The sequence below is a fragment of the Microcystis sp. M144S2 genome, from assembly GCF_020246065.1.
In the GTDB taxonomy this organism is placed as follows: domain Bacteria; phylum Cyanobacteriota; class Cyanobacteriia; order Cyanobacteriales; family Microcystaceae; genus Microcystis; species Microcystis ichthyoblabe_A.
Genome location: NZ_JADBTR010000064.1, coordinates 1 through 23,051, shown reverse-complemented (window position 1 = coordinate 23,051; position 23,051 = coordinate 1). Strand labels below are relative to the sequence as shown.

Annotated in this window: 19 protein-coding genes and 4 pseudogenes; 15 read left to right on the top strand and 8 right to left on the bottom strand. The window is 43.5% G+C overall.

Annotated features, from left to right (window positions below):
- Positions 1-362, top strand: a pseudogene (locus tag IM462_RS08715) (NAD-dependent epimerase/dehydratase family protein); the annotation flags it as partial.
- Positions 363-385: 23 nt separating this feature from the next.
- Here IM462_RS08715 and IM462_RS08710 read toward each other — a convergent pair.
- Positions 386-3,094 carry a bifunctional acetate--CoA ligase family protein/GNAT family N-acetyltransferase gene (locus IM462_RS08710; protein ID WP_287700181.1) on the bottom strand — a complete coding sequence of 903 codons (2,709 nt, stop codon included), beginning with the start codon at positions 3,092-3,094 and terminating at the stop codon, positions 386-388.
- Positions 3,095-3,341: 247 nt separating this feature from the next.
- Here IM462_RS08710 and gcvH point away from each other — a divergent pair, with 247 nt between their 5' ends.
- From gcvH to IM462_RS08695, 3 genes are all read left to right on the top strand, one after another.
- A complete protein-coding gene (gcvH, locus tag IM462_RS08705) occupies positions 3,342-3,737 on the top strand; it encodes a glycine cleavage system protein GcvH (RefSeq protein WP_002737085.1) in 396 nt (131 codons plus the stop codon).
- A 159-nt stretch (positions 3,738-3,896) separates the two neighbouring features.
- Entirely contained in the window at positions 3,897-5,069 is a 1,173-nt protein-coding gene (moeB, locus tag IM462_RS08700; RefSeq protein WP_287700180.1) for a molybdopterin-synthase adenylyltransferase MoeB, read from the top strand.
- A 233-nt stretch (positions 5,070-5,302) separates the two neighbouring features.
- Positions 5,303-5,890 (top strand): hypothetical protein, encoded by a 588-nt coding sequence (locus tag IM462_RS08695; protein WP_287700179.1) that lies wholly within the window; start codon positions 5,303-5,305, stop codon positions 5,888-5,890.
- 68 nt (positions 5,891-5,958) lie between these two features.
- On the opposite strand, the gene IM462_RS08690 is transcribed toward IM462_RS08695, so the two are convergent.
- Positions 5,959-6,333, bottom strand: coding sequence for a CU044_2847 family protein (locus tag IM462_RS08690; RefSeq protein WP_069475301.1), 375 nt, complete (start codon positions 6,331-6,333; stop codon positions 5,959-5,961).
- Between the two features lie 165 nt (positions 6,334-6,498).
- Here IM462_RS08690 and IM462_RS08685 point away from each other — a divergent pair, with 165 nt between their 5' ends.
- The 8 genes and pseudogenes from IM462_RS08685 to IM462_RS08655 all read left to right on the top strand — a co-directional run bounded on the left by IM462_RS08685 (position 6,499) and on the right by IM462_RS08655 (position 13,966).
- Entirely contained in the window at positions 6,499-9,729 is a 3,231-nt protein-coding gene (locus IM462_RS08685; protein WP_287700178.1) for an nSTAND1 domain-containing NTPase, read from the top strand.
- Between the two features lie 474 nt (positions 9,730-10,203).
- Complete coding sequence (locus tag IM462_RS21200) at positions 10,204-10,359, top strand: DUF6888 family protein (RefSeq protein WP_002737946.1); 156 nt, start codon at positions 10,204-10,206, stop codon at positions 10,357-10,359.
- Complete coding sequence (locus tag IM462_RS08680; protein ID WP_002758886.1) at positions 10,343-10,546, top strand: DUF6887 family protein; 204 nt, start codon at positions 10,343-10,345, stop codon at positions 10,544-10,546. The genes IM462_RS21200 and IM462_RS08680 overlap by 17 nt, the downstream gene beginning before the upstream one ends.
- Before the next feature lie 289 nt (positions 10,547-10,835).
- A pseudogene (locus IM462_RS08675) lies at positions 10,836-11,090 on the top strand (transposase); the annotation flags it as partial.
- Positions 11,090-11,209 (top strand): annotated as a pseudogene (locus tag IM462_RS21195) (DUF427 domain-containing protein); the annotation flags it as partial. The pseudogenes IM462_RS08675 and IM462_RS21195, both read left to right, overlap by 1 nt.
- 3 nt (positions 11,210-11,212) lie before the next feature.
- A complete protein-coding gene (locus IM462_RS08670) occupies positions 11,213-12,568 on the top strand; it encodes a MurL-like N-terminal domain-containing (protein WP_287700177.1) in 1,356 nt (451 codons plus the stop codon).
- Positions 12,569-12,624: 56 nt separating this feature from the next.
- Positions 12,625-13,423, top strand: a pseudogene (locus IM462_RS20985) (IS1634 family transposase); the annotation flags it as partial.
- Between the two features lie 276 nt (positions 13,424-13,699).
- On the top strand, positions 13,700-13,966 hold the full coding sequence (locus IM462_RS08655; protein ID WP_419546984.1) for a hypothetical protein: 267 nt from the start codon (positions 13,700-13,702) through the stop codon (positions 13,964-13,966).
- Positions 13,967-13,996: 30 nt separating this feature from the next.
- Here the strand turns inward: IM462_RS08655 and IM462_RS08650 are convergent, their stop codons facing one another.
- From IM462_RS08650 to IM462_RS08635, 4 genes are all read right to left on the bottom strand, one after another.
- Positions 13,997-14,230 (bottom strand): hypothetical protein, encoded by a 234-nt coding sequence (locus IM462_RS08650; RefSeq protein ID WP_287700174.1) that lies wholly within the window; start codon positions 14,228-14,230, stop codon positions 13,997-13,999.
- Between the two features lie 104 nt (positions 14,231-14,334).
- Positions 14,335-15,897 (bottom strand): hypothetical protein, encoded by a 1,563-nt coding sequence (locus tag IM462_RS08645; RefSeq protein ID WP_287700173.1) that lies wholly within the window; start codon positions 15,895-15,897, stop codon positions 14,335-14,337.
- A 105-nt stretch (positions 15,898-16,002) separates the two neighbouring features.
- A complete protein-coding gene (locus IM462_RS08640; protein WP_287700172.1) occupies positions 16,003-19,182 on the bottom strand; it encodes a TIM-barrel domain-containing protein in 3,180 nt (1,059 codons plus the stop codon).
- Positions 19,183-19,665: 483 nt separating this feature from the next.
- Positions 19,666-20,265, bottom strand: a complete 600-nt coding sequence (locus IM462_RS08635) for a hypothetical protein (protein ID WP_287700171.1) — start codon at positions 20,263-20,265, stop codon at positions 19,666-19,668.
- A gap of 87 nt (positions 20,266-20,352) precedes the next feature.
- On the opposite strand from IM462_RS08635, the gene IM462_RS08630 reads away from it, so the two are divergent.
- On the top strand, positions 20,353-20,604 hold the full coding sequence (locus IM462_RS08630) for an AbrB/MazE/SpoVT family DNA-binding domain-containing protein (RefSeq protein ID WP_043997061.1): 252 nt from the start codon (positions 20,353-20,355) through the stop codon (positions 20,602-20,604).
- Positions 20,601-20,939 (top strand): type II toxin-antitoxin system PemK/MazF family toxin, encoded by a 339-nt coding sequence (locus IM462_RS08625; RefSeq protein WP_002772504.1) that lies wholly within the window; start codon positions 20,601-20,603, stop codon positions 20,937-20,939. The genes IM462_RS08630 and IM462_RS08625 overlap by 4 nt, the downstream gene beginning before the upstream one ends.
- Before the next feature lie 3 nt (positions 20,940-20,942).
- Here IM462_RS08625 and IM462_RS08620 read toward each other — a convergent pair whose 3' ends face one another.
- Complete coding sequence (locus IM462_RS08620; RefSeq protein WP_002793672.1) at positions 20,943-21,140, bottom strand: hypothetical protein; 198 nt, start codon at positions 21,138-21,140, stop codon at positions 20,943-20,945.
- A gap of 190 nt (positions 21,141-21,330) precedes the next feature.
- Between IM462_RS08620 and IM462_RS08615 the strand changes: the two genes are divergently transcribed.
- Complete coding sequence (locus IM462_RS08615; RefSeq protein ID WP_287700170.1) at positions 21,331-22,446, top strand: hypothetical protein; 1,116 nt, start codon at positions 21,331-21,333, stop codon at positions 22,444-22,446.
- Positions 22,447-22,771: 325 nt separating this feature from the next.
- On the opposite strand, the gene IM462_RS08610 is transcribed toward IM462_RS08615, so the two are convergent.
- Positions 22,772-23,051, bottom strand: a 280-nt coding sequence (locus IM462_RS08610) for a M15 family metallopeptidase (RefSeq protein ID WP_287715077.1), incomplete at its 5' end; no start/stop codon positions are given.

Here is a 23,051-nt window from a genome sequence, read left to right as displayed (position 1 = left end):
TGGGTAACTTAGTTGCTGCCATTATTACCTGTTTAGATCATCCTAATGCCGCTAATCAAATTTTTTTAATTAGCGATAACCAAGCTGTTTCTACTCCCCAATTAATTCGACTCATTGCTCAACAAATTCAACAACCCTGTCGATTGCTGCCCGTCCCCACTACCTTACTTAGATTCTTAGGTTATCTGGGTGATAGAGTAGAATCCATAACAGGGAAAAATCTCCCTTTTAACAGCTATAATATCGATCGCTTGCTTGGTTCTCTTGCCGTTGACTCTAGATATATTCAAAAAACTCTGGATTGGCAACCTCCATTTACTTTAGAGCAAGGATTAGCTCGAACCATTCAGCCAGAAAATTAGTGATCAGCTTATCAAAAAAGGCTTCATAATTCAAGTTCCGCTTTGACAAAATCGGCAGTTTTATAGAGAGAAAACCCCACTTTAGCGGCTATTATCTGCATAGCGCGGTTATCCCTTAAAATTTCCCCTTCGATTCCCTCTAATCCTTCCTTTTTGCCAATAGTGACCAAACGCTGTAGTAATTCAGTACCAATTCCTTGACCTTGATAGTCATCCCTAACTAATAAGTCAAATTCCGCCACATTAACGCCATGCAGTTTATTTAAGCGTCCTATAGCGATAATTTCTGGCTCTTCCGTCTGAGCGTTATTAATCTCTACCACTAAGCTCATTACTCGATCATAATCGATAAAACAAATGCGCGTAAGACGATCATAAGCGGTTTGGCGATCGAGATTGACAAGATGAAAATAACGATAATAAATGCTTTCTTCCGAGAGATAATGGTGAAATTGTCGCACTAAAGGCTCATCCGCTGCCCGAATCGGACGAATTAGCACCTTTAAGCCTCTTTTCGTCGTCCAAAGTCCCATATAATGTTCGGGATAGGGACGAATCGCCGGATGAGATAACTTTTCTGGGGGTGTAGTCGGAGGATGAAGAAGGATAGAAGCGGAAAGAGCGATCAATTGCTCTGAATCGGCAAAAAAGGGATTAATATCGATAGTTTTAATGCGAGGTTGTTCACTAACCAGGTGACTAAATTTAACGATTATTTGCTCCAAATTCGCTAAATTAAGCGATTTAAGCCCATTTGTCCCCTGAAAAGCCCGATAAATCTTGGTTTTTTCTAAAAGTCGGCGAGCGAGATTAGTATTTAAAGGAGGTAGAGCGGTGGCGTAATCTTGAAAAATATCGACTAAACGGCCACCAGTACCGAAAATTATCACCGGTCCGCACTGATCATCGTAATTAGAGCCGATAATTAACTCATATCCTCGATCGATTTCTAACATCGGTTGAATACTCACCCCGAGAAAATGCTCCCGACCCACTTGTGCGGTAATATTAGCTTCGATCGCCTGATATGCTTGCACCACTGCCCTAGGGGAAAAAAGCGGCAATTGTACCCCACCCACCGCGCTTTTATGGATAATCGTCTGGGAATGCAGTTTCATCACCACGGGATAACCGAGAGATTCAGCGAGATTAACTGCTTCTGCGGCACTTTCAGCAATTTTAGTGACAATAACAGGGATTCCATAAGCTTTGAGTATATCTAAAGACTCTGGCTCACTGAGAATTGTTCTATCTCCTGCTTGCTCAATAATCTGGCTCACTAAAACTCGATCGGAGCCATTTTCCTGAGAATTGGCTAAAATTGGCGTTTGATAAAGACCGCGCAGATTCTCTTCATATTTCCAGAGCAAATTAAACACCCGGGCTGCCGAATCGGGATAGCGATAGGTGGGGATACCCTGCTGATTTAATAACGCTACTCCCTCTGCAATGCCCTCTCCCCCCATCAAACTTGCTAAAATGGGTTTTTTGCTATTTTGAGCGATTGAGGCGATGCTACGGGCAATTTCTCGCAGATCGGTGTTAAAGCGAGGCGAGAGAATCATCAACACCGCGTCGGTATGAGCATCCGCTAAAGCGATCTCTAGGGCGCGAGCGTAGCTATCGGGATCGCTGCCGCGACGCAGATCGATGGGATTTTGGGGGACAATATCTGCGGGAACAAGAGGCGCTAGTTTTTCGAGCGTTGCGGGGGTAAGGGTTGCCAGTTGTCCATCTTCCGCCAGTAAAGCCGAGGCCGCTAAAAGAGCGGGAGCAAAACCATTGCTGATGATTGTCAAGCGTTTTCCCCGGGGAAATCGGGGAATTTTCGCTAAAACTTGCGTGATATTCAAGAGATCGGCCAGTCTTTGTACTTCCACGATGCCACAACGAGCAAAGGCAGCGGAGAGAGTTAGCTGATCGCTGGTCAATTTGCCAGCATGGGAAAGAGAAGTGGGGTCAAAGTCGGTACTGTGGCGACTAATGGCGATAATTGGTTTATTTAGGGCAACTTCTCGGGCCGAGGACAGAAAAGAGCGGGCATTATTCAGGGATTCCAGGTAGATAACGATGCTTTTGGTTTGGGGATCGTCTCCCAAATAATAGAGTAATTCGCCCCAATCCACATCTAAAAGAACTCCGAGGGAGATAAAGTGACTAAAACCGACATTTTCGCTTAAACTCCAATCAAGCATGGCAGCAGCGATCGCCCCACTTTGACTAATCAGGGCAATTGAACCAGTTTTCGGCAGGATGGGGGAAAAGGTGGCGTTAAGATTTTGGCTGAGATTGCTGATTCCTGAGCTATGGGGACCGATGATGCGTAATTTTTGACCAGCGATCGCTTTAATTTCCCTAAGTAAATTTTCCCCCATCTGTCCAGTTTCCCGAAAACCCGTGGAGAGAATCAGGGCGCATTTAACCTGTTTTTCGACAGATTGGGCGATAATAGCGGGAATTTCGGGAGCAGGGGCGGTGATAATTACCAGATCGATCGCCGCCTGGATATCCTCTAAACTGCTATAGGTGGGAAGATCGAGCCAGTTTTCGGGGTGAGGATTAACTAGATAAAGGCGGTGCTGACCGGGATTATGATGGAGATTATGTAAAAGAGTGCGATCGAGTTGGGGATTTTGGCGATTAAATCCCACCACAGCGATGGTTTTTGGCTCAAAAAAGGCTCTTATGGTTTGATGTTCGCCACCGCGAGGATCTAAGATGGGATTTAACATAAGTAAGCTAGGAGGCATTTAAACTGGGTATTGTTAAGTGAGCTAAAAAAGCAGCTAACCCCTACTGTTCCAGTGTTCCGGTGTTCCCCGATCAACCTAGACCAATTCTAGCTGTTTAATCAGGGTTCGATCGGTGTAATTAATTTTGTCTAGGTAGCGATCGGCAATAAAACAGCCCCAGCCGATCAACATTTTCCCCAAGAGATCTAGTAAACTAACTGATGCTGTAAATATTTAGAGACAGACGATGGAACTGGAATATCCCGAGGATTTGAGATACCTAGAAACCCACGAATACGTCAGACTCGAAGGTGAAATCGCTACCTTGGGAATTAGTGCTTTTGCCGTCGATCAATTGGGTGATATCGTGTTTCTAGAATTGCCCGAATTGGGAGAGGCACTGGAAGTAGGTAGTAGTTTCGGCACGATCGAATCGGTAAAAGCGGTAGAAGATCTTTATCCTCCCGTCTCGGGAACCGTAGTCGATCGCAATCAAGCGATGATTGACTCCCCCGAATTAATTGCCGATGATCCCCACGGGGAGGGTTGGTTATTAAAAGTGCGGGTAGAAAATCCCGATACTGCCTTGGCTGATACCCTCTCCGCTAGTGAATACCGCGCCCAAGTAGCAGGAGAAAGTTAACTAATATTAACAACACGGAGCCAGACCCTCACACTATCATAGGCATAGAAAGAATTAAAAATCCAGGAAGCGATCGAGTCTTCCTGATTTTTGTCTCTAAACCGTGCTGAGACGAAATTCTAGCCCGAATCGAGTGAGGTTTCACTATTTACCCAATCTATGCTAAATCCTAATCTCGCGGCGATCGAACTTTCCAAAGAGGAGGTTCAACGCTACTCTCGACACATTATTCTGCCCGAAGTGGGCTTAGAAGGTCAAAAAAAACTAAAAGCCGCCAGTGTTCTCTGCATCGGCACCGGGGGACTCGGTTCCCCGCTTTTACTCTATCTAGCGGCGGCTGGCATCGGTAGAATCGGTATTGTTGACTTCGATATCGTCGATAGTTCCAATCTGCAACGTCAAATTATTCACGGCACTTCTTGGGTAGGCAAACCGAAAATTGTTTCCGCTAAGGACAGAATTCTAGAAATTAACCCCTATTGTCAGGTGGATTTGTACGAAACCCGCATAAGTTCCGAAAATGCCCTTGACATTTTAGCCCCCTATGATGTAGTTATCGACGGGACCGATAATTTCCCCACCCGTTATCTGACTAATGATGCTTGTGTTCTTCTCGACAAACCCAACGTCTATGGCTCAATTTTCCGCTTTGAAGGACAGGCAACCGTTTTTAACTACCAAGGCGGTCCCAACTACCGCGATCTCTATCCCGAACCGCCACCACCGGGGATGGTTCCCTCCTGTGCGGAAGGCGGCGTTTTAGGGGTTTTACCCGGAGTAATCGGCACAATTCAAGCCACAGAAGCCATTAAAATTATCCTCGGCGCACCGGATACCCTCAGTGGTCGTTTACTGCTTTACAATGCTTGGGAAATGAAATTCCGTGAGTTAAAATTGCGCCCGAATCCCATCCGTCCCGTCATTGAAAAACTAATTGATTACGAACAATTCTGCGGTATCCCGCAAGCGAAAGCACAAGAAGCGGCAGAACAGCAAAAAATGACAGAAATGACCGTAGTAGAGTTAAAAGCACTAATTGACAGCAATGCCAATGATTACATTCTCATCGATGTGCGTAATCCCAACGAGTACCAAATCGCTAAGATTCCCAACTCGGTGTTAATTCCCCTACCCGATATCGAGAATGGTGCGGCAATTCCCAAAATTAAGGAATTAGTCAACGGTTATCGTCTCATCGCCCATTGTAAGATGGGGGGACGTTCCGCTAAAGCCCTCGCTATCCTCAAAGAGGCAGGTATCGAAGGAATTAACGTCAAAGGTGGCATCAGTGCCTGGAGTCGCGAAGTCGATTCCACTGTACCAGAATACTAATTTTGGCCCTGGGGTTTTGGGGTTTTGGGGTGTTAGGGTTTTGGGGTATTAGTTGAATTTCCCCATTCCCTATCCCCCCATCTCCCTAGGGTTGATTCAAGGTAGGGTTGATTCATGAATCAACCCTACCCCATTCCCCATCCCCCCATCTCCCCTTCTCTGTGTTTCCTGTTCTCTCTGAATCTGTTAAGATCAAGGCCAGTTAGCCTTAAAATCTTGGGTGTGAGCAAACAATGAAAAACCATATTAAAAAAATTGCTAGTTGGAGCGCGATCGCTACTATTTCCCTTGGCTTAGTAGAAATGAACCGAACAGTGATCGCATTTGGCAACAATAATCAATTTAGTGCCTGTATCAGTCAGATTGTCCGCACGGGGGTGAGTCCCCAAGATGCCGCCACCGCTTGTTCAGAAGCATTAATTCCTAAAGAATTATCCCGGTGTGTAGTGATGATTAAATCCAAAACCCCGATCGATGGTAATCTGGCTCTGCAAGCTTGTTTTCAAGTGCGTCGTCCCATCGACCTAGGCAATTGTGTGGTCGATATCCATCGCGCTGCCCCCTTGTTTGCCGCTAATTCCCTCAAACAAACGGAAACAGAAACAGCCAAGGAACCCGATAAATTAGGGATTTCTAAACAGGTTTTAGATTCCTGTCGTCAAAGTTTATTACCCGGGCGCTTTTCCGAGTGCGTTATCGCTGTCAGTCGTGGTGCGGACAAAAATAATCCCTCCCAAGCTTTACAAACCTGTTTAAGTGCCGAGGATTTCCCCAGAGATCTATTCCCCAGTTATCCCCAAAATCAAGACCAGAGACCTTAATCAAGATTATTTGGCTCTCTTATTTTGGGAATATACGGAAAAACCAGAAAACGTTAAAGATTGAACCATCAATCAGACGAGTTCGGCGGCTTAGGAAAGGTACACTTAACCGTAATATTTAAATTACTTTTAGCGGTTCCTTTGGTAATATAAGGGATTCCTACCTCACCGCCGATTTCCACACCAAATTGTAAAGTGACTTCCTCAATGTTGGCAATGGCTAAATTGCGAAAAGCGTTTAAGGTATAAGTAGTGTAGGTACGAATTGTATCTTCAATTGTCTGAAAATTCTGCAAAATTTGCTGTTTATCTGGTATAGAAGTTCCCCCTTTAGCAACTCTTCCCTCGGTTTTTACTGTCTCGGCAGGAATTTCTAGGTCATCGGTGGACTCTATATAAATTAGAGTGTTTTCGTCAATTTGGATCGGAGTTAGTCGAGTCATAAATAATGCAGAAATTGAAAATTAACTTTTTTCTTAACTATTTCTCGGCTCTCCCGTACTTGTGATGATAAGAAAAGGTCATCTAAGGGAGGGCCTATGCTTTCCTTGCAGTTTACCAAAAAATAACCTAATATAAAAAACATTTCTATCCCTTGCTGACTGTCTATGGCTCGCTACGCCCTCGTCATCGGCATTAACGATTACGATAACCGGAACTTTCTACCATCTTTGAGTAAACCCGCCAAAGATGCGGAAGCTGTTGCTAAATTCTTGGAGAATACTGGGACATTTGCCAATGTAGAACGCCTACCCAATTGCTGGATTGCCGCAGAAAAACGCTACGAAGTTGTTCCAGGAAAGGTAACGGGGAATGAAGTCTTGCAGGCCTTACAGCAAATTTTATCGGGAGAGCAGACCAAAAATCAAGAAGTCTTGATCTACTTTTCAGGACACGGGTTTCGCCTGATCAATCGCATCGGTGACGGGGAAGCCTATCTCGCCACCTCCGATAGCCAACCCGACGGCAAAAATGCCATTTCTTTAGACCGAGAACTCAATCCTTTATTACGGCGTTCTAGTTTGAGTAATCTGGTGGTAATGCTAGACTGTTGCCATGCAGGGGCGTTATTGCCCGAAAATCGGGGACTAGATCGCACTTTGCTAGAACCTAGCCTCTCAGCGTTTAAGGAGAAGCAAGATTACTACCTAATCGCCGCCTGTCGGTCAGAACAGGTAGCGTGGGAAGATGAGGAATACAGTTTGTTCACCGCCGCCTTACTCGAAGGACTGTCCCCACAACAGGCGGACCCAAAAACGGGAGAAATTAGTGCCGATCGCCTGTTTGATTTCGTCTCGCTGGAATTGCGCGGGAAGGGTCAGGAACCGATTCGCATGGGAGTTGGGCGATCGCTAATTCTGGTCAAATATGGGGCGCAACCTCAAGTTAAAGAAGTGAAACCGTTACTAGATGAGAAGGGAGAATTGCGCTGTCCCTATCAAGGATTGCTGGCGTTTACTAAGAAAGAACGCCCATTTTTCTTCGGACGCAAGCGAGTGGTGGACGACATCAAATCTAAGCTGGATCGGCTAAATTTTGTCCCTCTGATTGGTGCTTCTGGAAGTGGTAAATCTTCGGTAGTTCTGGCGGGATTGATGCCCTGGTTGGAAGAATTAGGATGGCAAATTCTCGAACCGATCAAGCCTGGATTTAAGCCGTTGACAAAGTTAGAAAGCCTACTGTTATCCTATTTTCCAGATTGCGAAAAATTGCTGGATCAATGTATCAATAATCCAGCCAGCGAAGGCTTAAACCCGCTATTAGAACTTTTTCCCCGCGAACATAAATTTTTGCTGGTGGTGGATCAGTTTGAGGAATTATTCACTTTTGCTCTAGCGGAACAGCGCGATCGCTTTATTGAATTGATTACTCAAGTTGCCACAATTCCAGACTCTCCTCTGGCAGTTGTCGCTACCATGAGGGCGGATTTCATTGAACCCTGTTTGCGTTACGATTCTTTGCGACAACTGATTCAAAATAACGCCGAATACCTGCCAGATCTAAGGGGATTAGATTTGCTAGAAGCTATCACCGAACCAGCCAAGCTGCAAGGTTATGAAGTTACTAATAATTTACTCAATCAAATCCTTGAAGATATTAAACAAGAACCCGGATTTTTACCCTTATTAGAGTTTGCTTTAACCCAGCTTTGGCAGAGGCGAGATGAGGCAGAACATCGGCTGACTTTAGATACTTATGAGGCGATAGGTGGGATAGTAGGAGCGTTAAATTGTCAAGCTGATAAAGTCTATCAATACAAGGATTATGAAAAAGACTCACCGCAGCAGGAGCGAACAGAAACAGAAAAAGCTTTAATCAAGCGAATTTTCTTGAATCTTCTGCAAATAGGAGATGGGGAAAAAGATACCAGATTGCGTCAATCAAAAGCCTTTATCTTGTCTCTAGCTGGAGATAATCAAGAAGGACAAAAAGTTTTAAAAGAACTGATTGAAGGAAAACAAGGATTAGTAAAAGGTCGTCTTTTAGTGACGGGAAAAACTGAACGAGAAGAAGAAGCTTGGGTAGATTTGGCACATGAAGCTTTAATTGAAAAGTGGGACAACCTGAATCTGTGGCGAACCGAAACTCGCCAGGGTAGAGAATTAGCGAAACAGGTGGATAAAGATGCCCAAAATTGGCAGAAAAATAACAAATCTCAGGATTATTTGTGGTCGGGTGACAAGTTAGCAGACGCGGAGAAAGTTCTGCAACAATATAAAGACACAGTGGAAACTACGGACTTGGCTCAAGAGTTTCTCCAAGCTAGTAGCCAGGAGGAGTTACGTTCTTACCTGAGAAGTCCAGATATTGATAATTTAGAGCGAGAGACATTAGAAAAAGAGGCAGTCCGTAAATTATTCCTCAATCAAGAAAGGCTATGGCAATTACTCACAGATGAGAAGGAAAAAGCACAGATAAGGCTGTCAGCTTCCTGGTTACTGAAGCAGTGGGGACAGGAGGTTCCTATCTGGACAGCAGAAGTTGATAAGCAAGGAAATATTGTCCTCTCAATCATCGCAGAAAACGACCTACCAAGCACAGTAATCGAACAGTTAGAAGGTGAAATAAGCCTAGAAATGGTGGAGATTTCTGGTGGTGAGTTTTGGATGGGTTCTCGTGAAGGAGAAGCAGGAGCATATCCAGATGAACTTCCGCAACACAAGGTCAAGATTTCTCCCTTTCTGATGGGCAAATATCTAGTAACGCAGGCGCAGTGGCGAGTAGTGGCTTCTATGCCTAAAATTGAACGGGATCTTAACCCAGAACCTTCCTACTATAAAGGGTATAGCCGCCGACCAGTGGAATGTATTAGTTGGTACGAAGCAGTGGAATTTTGTGAGAGACTATCCCATTGGTCTCAGCAAAAAGGGAAAGGCTATCAATACAGTTTACCCAGTGAAGCGGAGTGGGAATATGCCTGTAGGTCAGTTATCAGTTATCAGTTATCAGTTATCAGTGAAGAATTAAGCCAAAATCCGATTTATCCGCCTTATCATTTTGGGTGGAAAATTGACCCAGCTTTGGCAAATTATGCACAAACTGCTCTTGCAAGGACGACCACCGTAGGCAGGTTTCAAATCGCCAATGCCTTTGGACTTTATGATATGCACGGGAACGTCTGGGAATGGTGTTTAGATGATTGGCATGATCATTATGAAGGCGCACCAATAGATGGTCGGGCGTGGTTGAATGAGAATAATTCTCAATATAAGTTGCTGCGCGGCGCTTCGTGGGGCGGCGACCCAGACTACTGCCGTTGTGCCTACCGCGACTGGGTCAGTCCCGATACTAGGTACAGCCGCTTCGGGCTGCGGGTAGTTGCGTCGTCGAGGACTTAGCTTTTCCCTTTTTTCTCTTTCACTTTTACCCTTTATCCTGTATTTTTTTCCCTTTTAAGCGAGCGTAGCGAGCGAATTTTTTTTTGAAATTTGCTTGTGCCAAGGCTCTGGCTTGGTATATATAGTTGTTTCAAATAAGAATGAGAGAAGACTCACCTAGCTCACTATTATTGTCAGTAAGCACTCCCGTAGGGGCGAAGCATTCGGGCAATAACCTATCGCTGAAACCGTAGATTTCTTATCCGAATGCTTCGCCCCTACAACCTCAAATACCAATTTAAATGATGAAAAGCTTATGTCTCAAACTTATTTGAAATGACTATAACATCTAGCCAGCAGACTACCTGAATAATTAGCGAGCAGGATGCTCGCATTCCCTTAAATCTAAGGCACTAAATTAGCTGTTTCAATCCAGTAGTATGCTATACTTATTACAGGTATAAACTCGTAAATTGGAGGAAAAAGCCATCAATAATGATACCCACTCCCGAACAGATGCTTACTTGCATTAGAATGTGTCAAACCTTGTCTAACTTCTATACCGATATTCATCTATTTCGGTATGATGAAAATAGTAATGTGAGCATCTTGCTCACTAATGTGGAGTTTGAAGATGAATCATCAACCTGATTTTTACCAAATGTCTCGCCCAGAATTAAGAAAATATGTCCTCTCCCATCGAGAAGATGATGAAGCCCTAAGAATTTATATGGATAGAATGCGAACTGAATCAGGTGTAACTAGATTTACCCTTACTCCTAGTCAAGAAGATATGAAGAAATTAGAAGAATTTCTCAAGGCAAAAATGGATAAATAAAATCAATTTAACTTGCTTGTACCAAGGCTCTGCCTTAATGTATGCTTCAGGTAGAAACTGGGAACGAGATGAAAAAGACGAATCACCGATTCTTCAACAGTACCAAAATCGCTGCATCTCTAATAATCATCAGTTATAATAAAAATGCCAGCAAAAGATATTTATCATGAGGCTCTTCGTTACTTGTTATGGTTCGATAGGGGGGCATAAATCGACTAAATCCTTATCTGGCAAGAGATTTAATTGATTAGTTCGCTCTAGATCAAAAACAATTGACAAAAATAGCTAAATGCCTTTCTATATAAGGGTTCCATCCCTTATAACTCCCCTCCATTGCATAACACAAACCGAAGAACCAGAAGTAATAGTGGTGGATGTGTCAGAACAGGAGATAGAACGACCCAAAAAAAAACAGAAATCATGCTATGGTGGCAAGCAGGGGTACCACACATTAAAGTCGCAAGTCGTTGCCGATCAAAAAAGCGAGCAGGTAATCTGTGTCCGTTGTGAGAAAGGAAGAGTCCATGATTTTCGACTGTGGAAGATGCTTGTTATGTGGATGATGAGCAAGTTACCCCTCAAGAGGGTGATTTTTATGCTGGATGGATTACTTCTGATATTGTTGGCCCTTTTAAAGGTGGGCCAGGGACAAGAGGATGGTAAATCATGAAGATAGAATGTCTGAAAATCGAGAATTTAAAAATCCACGAACACCATTTAAGTGTGCGCTATAGTGTGGATGAATTTGAATTTTCAACAAAGGTTTTTTATCAGGGGGTTTACTTCTCTGTTCTCAAACAAAAATACACGGAACAATTCATAAATAGAATAGCTGCCTACATTGCTTTATTTGAAGGCATGAAATTATGCTCATTATTCCCGAAAACTTATGATATTTCTAGGATAGTAGCATATTTAGAAACCCAAGCCTTGGAACTATTTGTGAAAATTTACCAAGGAGTTTTTGGTCAGCATTGGTATGAAAATCAGGTGACTGATTATCAGCAACCTGAGATTATTTATTCACAACCATTAGGAGAATCAACCCTAGGGAAAATATTAGGTGATAATTCCACAATTTTAACAGGTTGTGGAGGTGGAAAAGATAGCATTGTAGCCATCAAAATATTGGAAGAGGCGAATCTTCCTTTTGCCACCATGCAATACTCTCATAGCGTTTATGGCAAAGCGGATTTACAACATAATTTAATTTCTGAAGTGGTCACAGAAACCCATCCCGTTAAAACCCATAGAATTTCCATTATTGATGACTTTCTAGATTTCCCTCTGTTTCCTTTGTATTTTTCGGAAAATTCAGGAATTACCGCTCCTGAAACACCGGTTTCTATCTTTGAATCCTTGCCTCTTATGCTTTATGAAGGCTATAAATCCTTAAGTTTAGCTAATGAAAAAAGTGCTAACACGGGGAATTTATTCTGGGATGAATTGGGTAAAGAAGTCAATCATCAATGGGGAAAAGGATTGGAGGCAGAACAGATGTTAAATGCATTTATTCAAAATCATCTATTATCGAATTTTACTTACTTCGGAATTTTACAGCCTGTCTATGATTTCCGCATTTTCAAGAAGCTGAGTCACTATCCAGGATTTCTGCCTAAAATTCATTCTTGTAATATCAAAAAGCCCTGGTGTAAAAAATGCCCTAAGTGTGCTTATATCTGGCTAGGCTTGATGTCTAGATTTGATCCCATAGCTGTAGATCGGGTTTTTGGGGTTAATTTATTCGACGATCCAGACTTACTCATGATTTTTAGGCAAATGATAGGATTAGAAGAGCATACTCCATTTGAGTGTATTGGAGAAATCGATGAAAGTCGATTAGCGATGAAACAGTGTTTAGCCAAAGGCTTGTCTGGAAAAGCGTTAGATCTGTTTGAAAGGGAAGTTTTATCAGATTCTTCGATTGATTGGGAAAAACTGGAAGAAAAGTATGATAAAGTCTACACTCAAGATCATTCTATTCCGAATGAAATTTTTCAGAAGATTGTAGATAAATTCTAGAGTAGAAGTTACAGAAAGCTCTTGTAGTGTGATCGCATATCTCATTTTAATTCTGTCTCTCAAAATTACCCGATGATATTATCGACAATCTAAAACTGGCTCTTAAAGGAGCAACACTGTCCATGACTGAAGGCATTCCCAATCATTTTGAAGTGATTAGAAGTCTTCCTCATGGTCATGTAATGGCTATTTTAGAGACGATTAAAAAATTGGGTTTAGATAAAATAATCAGTGAAAAATCCTCCCGAATCAGAAACTTAGTGGTGGCGATGATTGTGGCAAGAATCATCAATCCTAAATCGAAACTAGCCACAGCGAGAGGGTTTAATAGCGAGACTTGTAGTCAGAGTTTAGGACAATTGTTAGACTTAGAGAAAGCCGACGAAGACGAATTATATAACGCCTTAGATTGGTTATTAGAAAAAGAAGAGAAAATTGAGAAGCACCTAGCACTTAAACACTTAGAATCAGGAACATTAGTCTTGTATGATGTCACTTCTACGGCTCGGCTGAGCGTTCGACTGAGCTCACGCCGAAGTCTCGCCGAACGCCTACCTAGAAGGAAATGGTTGTGAACTGGGAAAATATGGTTATAATCGAGATAAAAAGAAAGGAAAAACTCAGATAGTTTTTGGTTTGTTATGTTCAGCTAAGGGTTGTCCGATAGCGGTAGAAGTCTTTGAAGGAAACACCTCAGACAGTGCTACTTTAGCTGGACAAATTGAGAAAGTCAGAAAGGGTTGGGGGATTGAAAATGTGGTCTGGGTAAGTGATCGAGGTATTTTAACCAACTCAAAAATCAATGAATTAGTAAAATCGATAGAAGGATTAGACTATATTACTGGTTTAACTAGGGCTTGCTGAATAAATCTAAAAACTTTGTTGGATAAGGCTTTTAGGCTTTTTTTTACCCAAAAAGTGCTGACCATTGGAGTGATCGTGGGTAGAATTCAGGTACTTTTTCCCTGAAAATTAGGTAACTGACTACCTCAAAATCGGTAAAACCCTACACCCTACACCCGTTCGGCTGAGCTCACGGCCGAAGCCCACACCCTACACCCTGCCCCCACCAACAAACTTTTTCAGCAAACCCTAACTAAGCCTCAAACTCGGAAACTGGCTGAAGTAGAAGTGATTCAATTAGGGTTATTTGATCAGGTAAACTTAGTGGAATTTGAGAGTGAAGATTATCCCGACGAAAGATTAATTGCTTGTCGGAATCCCTTAATTGCCCAGATAAATCAACTACAAAGAGAGGCATTATTAGAAGCAGCAGAGAAGGAACTAGATTTGATTGTTCAAGCGACTCAAAGGGAGAAAAGAGCTTTAAAGGGTCAAGATAATAGCAATTCTCCAAAGTCTGACTACAGAAGTTTAATCCCCCTAAATCCCCCTTAAAAAGGGTGACTTAAATTCGATGTGTAGTTTTCATTTAGAGAAATGGTATAAGACTCCCGCTCCTCCCTCGGCAGACTCCCAAAAGAAAATGTATCTTCCCTGCTCACCCAATTTTTCCGAGGCCAATTCTTCGGCTTCCAATTTGTAATGAGCTTGTATCGCTCTCGCTAGAGCGTGTCGAAGGGTGGTTAGGAATTCCGCAGCGAGAGCGGCCTTACCCCGACAGGGTTCGACGACGAGAATATTACGGGTATCTTCTACCATCAGGCTAATGCCCGCTTGCGAGTTACTGGATGGGTTTTCTCGATTGATCGCAATAGAGCGATCTTTTCGAGAAAGCCATCATCGAAAATTGCCAAGAGACATTCTCACTTAGCCCAATTTGCCTTTAGTTGAGGCAGCCAGCTAAAGTCAGCACTTAAATCTCCTCCAAAAATGGGAACTTTCTGCACCGTCGCTGAATTAATTACTTTCTCTACATATCCGGTAGCAATTCCCGCCGAAAAGTGGCAAGCCATACAGCTTTCTGTACCAAATACCGGAGTGCCATTAAAGGGAAAAGTGTTTTCTTGAAAATGAGCCTCTTGATTGCCAGTTTGAAGATAAGTTTCCATAATGCTATTGGTTAAATAAACTGGGGCAGGAGACCCTGTGGACTTACGGGTAATAGCATCAGGGAGATTGTCCGGAGAAGGTCCTCCAGCAATGGCCGCATAACCAGAATTATTAGGATAGGGCGCAGTTGGCCACTGAGTATCGATGAGTTGATAATACTGTAATGGGGATTCCTCCGTTGCCAAAAGTAGCTGCATTGATTGGTTTAATGCTTGCTTTGCTTTGGGAATAGGAATCGGACGGGACACCTGAGTTTTCAGAACACCGTTGGGATCGGGTTTGCCCGTGTTGGGATTGCGGGGGATTGGTGGAACATTCACGGGTAAAGTTTGCCCGGCAGGGCTGAAATCGTGGAACAAGGCGTATAAAGATTTCCCATCCACCTTCTCCAAATCATTTGCGTTTAGATTATCGACGTGTTCAAACGTTGCCCAAATCCACTGAGGAGAAGACTTAGTTTTTGTCGAAATGTGCATTCCCACTAAACCCATTAGCTGCTTCTGACAATTTTTAAACTTGCCGTTGCCATCTAAAATGGGTTCCCCATTCTTATCAAGATCAGGTAACAACAAGGTTTGGGTATAAAAGCGACTGGGGATATCTCGTTTAGGGTCTAATTCTTTCCAAGCCAATTTAACTTCCATAACTCCACTCTTATCTGTGGCGAAATCGCCAGAAGGGAAATTGACTGGCTGATGATTTTGAGAAAAAGCAATTTGACCATCCAAGTTGTAAAGCTTGTTCTCTACGATGTACTGAAATTCTTGATCATTAAGAAAGATTTCGTAGCGAACTTCTTGTCCATTTTGATCGTAGAGAGGAGAGGTAAAAGCTTGATTGACTTCATCAGCAATATCTTTGTCCACCTTGTTGGAAAATACGGAACTGGTAACATAAAGTTCCCGCCGATTTTCCTTGTTATTTTTACACATAATCGGAGTAGTTTCTACAGGCGCACTACCATCAGGACGGAATACTTGCAGACTTTCGTGAAACGTTAACCAACGAGGAGTGCCAGGATCGGTTAATTTAGGGAGAGGATTCTTTTGAGCATCAAGAGGCCAATTGAGAGCAATAAAAGCTTGCCAAGAGAATAAATCAAAAAGCCTCTGTAACGCAGGAAAATTCTTAACGAGCAATTTCTGTTCCGCTTTAAGTCCGATGGGAATATCAACGGGAATTTTAGGGACGATCAAAGAGGATAAAGTATTATCCTTCTCTATGTTTGTCGGTAATTCGGCTCGGGCTGGTAAGCTATAAAATAGCAAACTCAAGCTAAATATATAAGCAAGAAAGATTCTAAGAATTCGTTGCATACTAATCCTCCAAGTTGGTAGTAATTATTGTCATCTCCGAAGATTAAAGATCAAACTCTGATGGGAACAAAGTAAAATATTAATTTTCTGGAGATACCTATGGGACTAAGTCAAAGCTTGCAGCCCCGATACTAAAATCATCATCTTTGCATCTTTATCGAAGATTTTGATAAAGATTGTTTGTCGATCACTACTATAGTGATAACAATTGGTCGGCGAGTTAGCTAATTCTCCCAAATTTGATACAGCACTTAGACTTGTCTTGTTAGAATTAACTGAATCTGGTGCTTTAGTTTGTCCTAATAAGGCAATATAGTAGAACTCTTCTGGCGGAAGATAGTTATCGACCTGCCGAACCAGAGAAATTTCCTGTACAGAAATATCATTTTGTTGTTGATGGGTAATCAAGGTTGTTCGATAAGCTTGTTTAACCTCAGCATCCATACTAATATGGTCGTCCTGATAACAAAGATAGCTACTATCTTTGCCTGGATAGATATTATAGGTCAGGTAATTTTGCTTCAATTCTCCTACATATTGCTCTAATTGCCGCACAGGAATAATAGACCCTTCTCGAATATAAGCAGGAACCAGATCTAGTTGGGAAGTATTCCAAGTGATAAGTTGACCGCCCTGGGTCGCCCGATTGAGTGTTCCATGTAGTGTGGTCGGACCCAAATCATCAGTTACTGGCGGTGTGAAGCTTCCATTAAAGTCATACCAATCAAATCCCTCTGGCAAATAAACAGGGCGAGAAGGATAGTAATTTGTCTTACCAGGACTGTAAGAGCTAGATTCCCAACGTTCCAGCACAACAGGGGCTACCAGTAGGTCATGTCCCACAAAAAATTGATCGGCAACCCGATAGGAATTATTCGTGTCATATTCGTATTGCTGATTGGAATTGTATGGAGTCAGCAGTACCTCATTAACACCGGTTAAGGGATAGAGAGTTGGATCCTGAGGATCGTTCAAAAACATTGCCCGACAAACGGGAAGATTGTTTTGGGTGCATTCGTACATAGCATCGTAAAACAACTGGAGCAGTTTATAACGAATTTCAATGTACTTTTTGCAAGCTGGCATAACATCAGTATTATATGTACTGTTGTCGTGGGGATATTGAGAGTAATTGTAGGGTTCTTGATAAGCCTTGGTATAACCGTTGTAATGGTTACGATACCAGGGTAAAAACGCCCCCATAGTCATCCAACGAGTTAGGAGGTTAGGAGCAGGTTGACCACCAATAATGTAAGGAGGGTTATGGGGATCGGTGCTAAACGGATTATTAACCTGTCCGGATGGTGTATTACCGTTAGCAAATCCACCAATATCGCATCCACTGAAAGGTTGGCCACTCATCCCCCAATTAAGAACTTGAGGAATGTTAATAGATAAAAACTCCCACGATGAGGCCGAATCTCCTGTCCAACTTGCAGCATAGCGATGTACTCCCATATACCCCCCACGGGCAATAATGAAGTTTCGTTTGTTTTTATTGTAGTGACCATCAGGTAAGTGATTTTTAATGCGGGTCAAGCCTTCATAGGTGGCTTGGATCATGTTGAGAGAATACGCATTATGGATTTTGGCATTAGGGACTGGGGAGACTAAACTGCCATCAGGATTAACCTTGCCATTAAGATTACTCATCAGGAGATCCCCAGGTAAAGTCTTGTAATGAACTACCGCATCGGAGCTTGTCACTACGGCAGGACAAGTCATATCTTGCCAAATCATATCCAGTCCACTGTCTAGGAGTCCATAATAGTTACCACTCCACCAAGTCTTCACTTCGGATCTGAGCAAATCGGCGTAGTAGCCATAGGTTCCCAAGGGAATTCCACCACAACCAGCAACATCAGTAACGTGTCCTGGAGAAAAGTAGGGATTGAATCCTTCATTACAACCGTAGTTTTCGTTGGTGAGAAATGGCCGGGGTTGTCCTGGTCCATCTACATACTCATCCCAAATAAATACCTTTTTGGCTCTGCCATCTTGAATCACATTACGCTGAACAACATCGCCGTTTTCTCCAAGAGCGGTAACAACGTAGGGAGCGCATGGATAAGGTGGTTTCGAGTCATTGGTCTTGGCACTTTCATCCCAAGGAACAATGGTCATAATGCCCGTGATGTTGGTGCTACACTTAAATCCCATGCAGTGTAACTGATTAAATAAATCATTGACATTGCCAAATTTCTCTTGACTACTGGTAAAGGTACGGTAGTTGTTTTGAAAATCAACGTCAATATGTAAACCATCAATGGGAATATTATTGTCTCGATAGGACTTAGCTACATTCAGAAGGCGCTCCTTGTTGTAGTATCCATATCCTCCCTGATGATATCCCAGAGCATACATCGGAGGCATAGGACTGGGCCCAGTCAAAACATTAAATTGATTTAACACTGAGGCGATGTCGCTTCCGGTTATAAAGTAGTAGTCCATCTCGTTATAGAGTGAACCAAAGTAATATTTCCCGGTCATGTATTGAGAGTAGTCATTAGTCTGAATGTTGAAGTAAGTTTGACAGGGATTATCTAAGAAAATGAGATTGGCATAGGAAGAACCAGCAAAATCACCTGATGGAGCAGGATTCCACTCGATTAAAACTGGCATGGAGTTATAGAGTGGTTCTTGTATATTCAATGGACCAGGTTGGCTGTTACTGGGAATAACTGGATAATTATCACCATCGGCACTGTTTGAGCCACTGTACTGAAAATTGTCATAGTTAAAAAAGGTCGTGGTATGGAAATTATTGTTGAGGTTTATGCCCGCCTTTTCCCCAAAACCATAATACCCGGCACCAGGAGCAACGTTCATAAAGCAGGCCGTCACTTCCGAACCAAAGGGAATATAAACCAGGTTATATTCATAGCTAGTTTTGTGAACCAATTGCGATCCGCGAAACACTGCTATGCCATAGGGGTTTAGTCCGATAGATATGGTAATTTCATCAAGAGTAATTTTGAGTGAGTTACCAGTGCTATCTTGTATATAATTGATTCCGGTGTCACCCAAGTTACGATTTACTACCGCATTGGATAGATTTTTTGAGTAGTCGGTAGAGTTTGGATTAAACCTAACTCTAAAGGAGGAAGGTCCAAGAATGTAAATCTTGATTTGAATACTACTGCTCGATGCTGCCGTCAAGAGGAATGACTTTTCTTGGGCATCGTAAGACCAATTTGCGATGTTGCCAATTGGTCGCCAAGGATTGTTTCCGCCAGAAGGAGCAGGCGTAAATTCATTGGTCTGCACAAATCCGTAGTTAATCATAAACTTCTAACCTCTTTTGTTCAAATTGAAACTGCTAAAGTGGAACCCGCTAACTACATAGGGCTTGCTGACAATTAGTGTAAGCTTTGCTAGAAAACGGTTTAGGGACTTTTTTAGCCAAAAAAGTGCAAGAGACAAACGTTGAGAAATCGATCTGAGGGACTCAAAACCCCTGCACTTTCTATCTTCGATCTTGAAGGTTCCGTTTCCAGACCTGCGAGGTCATTCTGTTATTCTGATTTCCCAGACTAACGACCTGCTACTGACTACTAACCCCACCAACAAACTCCTTCAGCAAACCCAACACATTATACGGAAAGTTTCTGAGATTATTCCAGTTCGGCATGATCTCAGAAAGTCTTCCCTATATCACACCCAAAAGCTTTAAGTAGATTCCTGAAAATAAGCTGAAATAACAGAACTTTTCTGGGAGTCTAGCGACAATTCTTCGATCTGATTTCACTTCTCCACAAAAATTTACAATTATTCCAACCCATTACCCAGTGGTTTCCCCAGGGGTTTCGATCCCCCCTGCCCCCCTTGATAAGGGGGGTGGGAAAACCCAGTCAGGGATAGAAGTTGTCGTTTAGCGGCTTCCCGTTCGAGACGGTAACGGTTCCACTGAATCTCTAACTGTTCTCGTTGGGCGATTCTTGTTAGATAGGTTTCGGTGGATGAACCGCCCAGACGGTAATCAATCTCGGTAATCCTGGTCAAGAGGTCGTGATTGGACAGTTGGGCTAATATCGCCCGTTCTCGATCGCCGGCGGTTTCGTAGGCGATCACCAGCGTTAAGACCTGTTCTCCGAGTTGAGAGCGTTTGGCAGCCCGTTGACGTTCCAATTCAGCCCTGGCCGCCTCTAGGTCGGCCGCCCTGATTTCGAGGTCGGTGATGGCCATCCTCTGTTGTTGTACCTGACCACCCCCAAACAGATTTTGCAGAATGGCGATCGGGTCGGTGGTGAGATAACCTGTCCATTGTCGGGCGTTGGCTTGGTCGATACGTTGTCCAGCCAACTGTAACCGGCGATCGATCAGGGCGATGCGCTCGTCGAGGGTCTGCAATTCAGGGGAACGTTCCAATCCCTTTGTCTTATCGAAACAGAGATAATTATGTGCGCTATATTATATTATTATACAATGTATAATAATATAATGGGGATTGTCGTCATGGATATCGAACTAAAAAAATGGGGAAATAGTCTTGGATTCCGAATTCCCCACAAGATCGCTGAAAGCTTCGGACTCAACGAGAATTCAATTGTTGAACTCACAGAATCAAAGGACGCTCTTGTGATTACCAAGAAGCCATGCAATCCAACGCTCGATCAGCTATTGGCCAGCATTCCAGAAGACTTTCAGTATCCAGAAGATATACTCGATTTCGTTGAAAGCGGGCCGGGTGGTAAGGAGATGATATGAATATTCGACGGGGAGAGGTAATCAGAATCAATTTGAACCCGACAAGTGGAAGAGAGCAATCAGGAGATGCGCGTCCCTGTCTGGTGCTGAGTCACGGGAAATTTAATGCTGACCGGAAAGGAATCGTCGTGGTGAGTCCCATAACAAGCACAATCAAGCCAGGGATCAAAACAATGATCCCTATTCCCGACGGTTTTGCGGTGCGCGGCTCGGTAATAGCCGAGCAGGTGAGAACGGTTGATCTTAATACTCGCTGGTGGAAAACAACCGGAGAGGTTCTACCATTCGAGTTTGTCAACCGCGTGGTCGCAACCTTAAGCGTGATTATCGGGTGAGGACTATTTCTTCGATAGAAAACCGACGGACACCCCGAAATGGAGATTACCGATGCCCAATCCCCAACCCGCTCCCGATAGGGGTTCACCTTTAAGAGAAAAGGATATGACCCCACCAGATAACAAACCCGTGATCTGACAGATGAGAAACCAATGTAACAGACGACGGCGTTCTCGTTCGATCGCACCCTGTAGGATCAAGGTTAGGTCATCTGTTCTGGTTCCTTCTTGGTACGTTGGATCAGCTTCTTTGCGATTAATTCTGGGGACTGTTTGAGGGAATCTAGGGAATCCTCGACCACACGGTCAGATTTTTGGCGTTGCTGATTTGAGATATGAATCTTCTTTTGTGGGATTTTTAAAACCTAGACCCAAACTAACTTTTGGATAGGTGCAAGGTTGTCATTCATACCTTGATTCAGCAACGCCCAATTCTTTTAGTGCCAAGCGGACCGTCAGTGCGAACGGTTTTGTCCTCGATATTCCCGTTAAGGCCACCACCAAGTTCGCCTCGCCCCGGGTGTGGCTGGATGATTGGGCTAAAAAGAACCGTAAACGGCTGCCACCCGAACCGGAAGGGGCGGTCAACCTAGAACTGGATCTGTTTCCCCCGCAATCGGTACGGGTAGAGGTGGTCGATGACCTGACACCAGAAGAGGAACGTCAACGTCTGTTCTGGGAACGCAAGGTAGAAAGGGCTTTCTATGAAGCGGGAACAGCCTTGAAGGAACTGCGGGATAGACGACTGTACCGTTCTACCCACAAGACTTTTGAGGAGTATTGCCGTGATCGTTTTGGTTATTCTCGTCGCAAGATGGACTATCTGATTTCTGGTTCTGAAGTTTTTGAGAATCTGCAAACGAGAACCATTGGTTCTCAATCAGACAGAGACGAAACGAGAACCATTGGTTCTCAATCAGACAGAGACGAAACGAGAACCATTGGTTCTCAATCAGACAGGGACGAAACGAGAACCATTGGTTCTCAAATTTTGCCAATCTCCGAGCGTCAAGTCCGTCCCCTAACTCAACTGGAACCAGACCAACAGAGAGAAGTGTGGCAGCAGGCGGTAGAAGCTGCTGGTGGTAAAGTCCCGTCCGGTCGCATCGTCAAGGATATTGTACAGCGCATCCTGGAGCGAACCAAAATTCCCATACCCTACCGGGTCGGTGATGTTTGCGAAATACTGATCAAAGATAACCCCGAACTGAGAGGATTGGGTGGTTGTTGGTGTATCGTGATCGAGGTAAGAGAATTTTCCTGTCTGGTGCGGACTTGGAACGGTGAATATACCGTTAGAGAGGAGAATTTAAGGGATTTGCAGTATTCCCCCGACCACCGGCAAAAGATGCAACAACTGAGCGATCGTCTGGTTGAACTTCGGTCGTTAGGGGAAGAGGAGACGGTGAGGGCTATTCTAGAAACGTTGGGTTCTTTGAAACGTCCCTACCTGAACCCTTGGGAAGAAAAGTTATTGGAGTTCTTAGAGGGATGTAATGCCCGTTGATACGGTAGAGTATAGCCCTTTAAAGCTAAGAGCAAAACGTGACGGGAAAGCTAACCTAGATTTCGCTTCCCCTTGTTCTATTGATCGCATCCCCTAGCGATTTTTTCCCAGTCGAACCGGCGATCGATCCTGCCACGGTTGAGGTGAGGGCATTTCTCAGAAAGATGACGTATCAACTGATTTACTGTTGACGAGGAGTTTGTGCGGCTTTAGATTTATTAGGAGTTTCTCTGATTTCTACCCAGTAACGGGGCAGAGGAAATTCTGTTAATCTTTCCCAAAGCACAGGTTATGACCTTTTCTCAAAGGGGAAGTCCAGTTATAATCATTGTCTTTGTGTCTTTGCTACTCTAAAAATTTCTTGAGCTGTTGCTGAACCGACAAAACGCCAGTGCCAAGGTTCATAACTAACACCTTGGAAATTGTTTTTCGGAAATGATAGTTCAAAGCCATATTGAGCAGCGTGAACTTCTAGCCAGCGATAGGCTTCAGTAGAGTCGAATGTCAATTTGAGGACAGTATTAGGACTTTTACCGTCACCAACATCGAGAGCATAGCCTGTATGATGTTCGCTGAAACCTGGAGGCGCACTCAGTTTAGAGGCT

Bases quoted from the DNA above. Each gene is read 5' to 3' on its own strand.
- IM462_RS08710 (WP_287700181.1), bottom strand. From the start codon at position 3,094: ATGTTAAATCCCATCTTAGATCCTCGCGGTGGCGAACATCAAACCATA.
- gcvH (WP_002737085.1), top strand. From the start codon at position 3,342: ATGGAACTGGAATATCCCGAGGATTTGAGATACCTAGAAACCCACGAA.
- moeB (WP_287700180.1), top strand. From the start codon at position 3,897: ATGCTAAATCCTAATCTCGCGGCGATCGAACTTTCCAAAGAGGAGGTT.
- IM462_RS08695 (WP_287700179.1), top strand. From the start codon at position 5,303: ATGAAAAACCATATTAAAAAAATTGCTAGTTGGAGCGCGATCGCTACT.
- IM462_RS08690 (WP_069475301.1), bottom strand. From the start codon at position 6,333: ATGACTCGACTAACTCCGATCCAAATTGACGAAAACACTCTAATTTAT.
- IM462_RS08685 (WP_287700178.1), top strand. From the start codon at position 6,499: ATGGCTCGCTACGCCCTCGTCATCGGCATTAACGATTACGATAACCGG.
- IM462_RS21200 (WP_002737946.1), top strand. From the start codon at position 10,204: ATGATACCCACTCCCGAACAGATGCTTACTTGCATTAGAATGTGTCAA.
- IM462_RS08680 (WP_002758886.1), top strand. From the start codon at position 10,343: ATGAATCATCAACCTGATTTTTACCAAATGTCTCGCCCAGAATTAAGA.
- IM462_RS08670 (WP_287700177.1), top strand. From the start codon at position 11,213: ATGAAGATAGAATGTCTGAAAATCGAGAATTTAAAAATCCACGAACAC.
- IM462_RS08650 (WP_287700174.1), bottom strand. From the start codon at position 14,230: ATGGTAGAAGATACCCGTAATATTCTCGTCGTCGAACCCTGTCGGGGT.
- IM462_RS08645 (WP_287700173.1), bottom strand. From the start codon at position 15,897: ATGCAACGAATTCTTAGAATCTTTCTTGCTTATATATTTAGCTTGAGT.
- IM462_RS08640 (WP_287700172.1), bottom strand. From the start codon at position 19,182: ATGATTAACTACGGATTTGTGCAGACCAATGAATTTACGCCTGCTCCT.
- IM462_RS08630 (WP_043997061.1), top strand. From the start codon at position 20,353: ATGGATATCGAACTAAAAAAATGGGGAAATAGTCTTGGATTCCGAATT.
- IM462_RS08625 (WP_002772504.1), top strand. From the start codon at position 20,601: ATGAATATTCGACGGGGAGAGGTAATCAGAATCAATTTGAACCCGACA.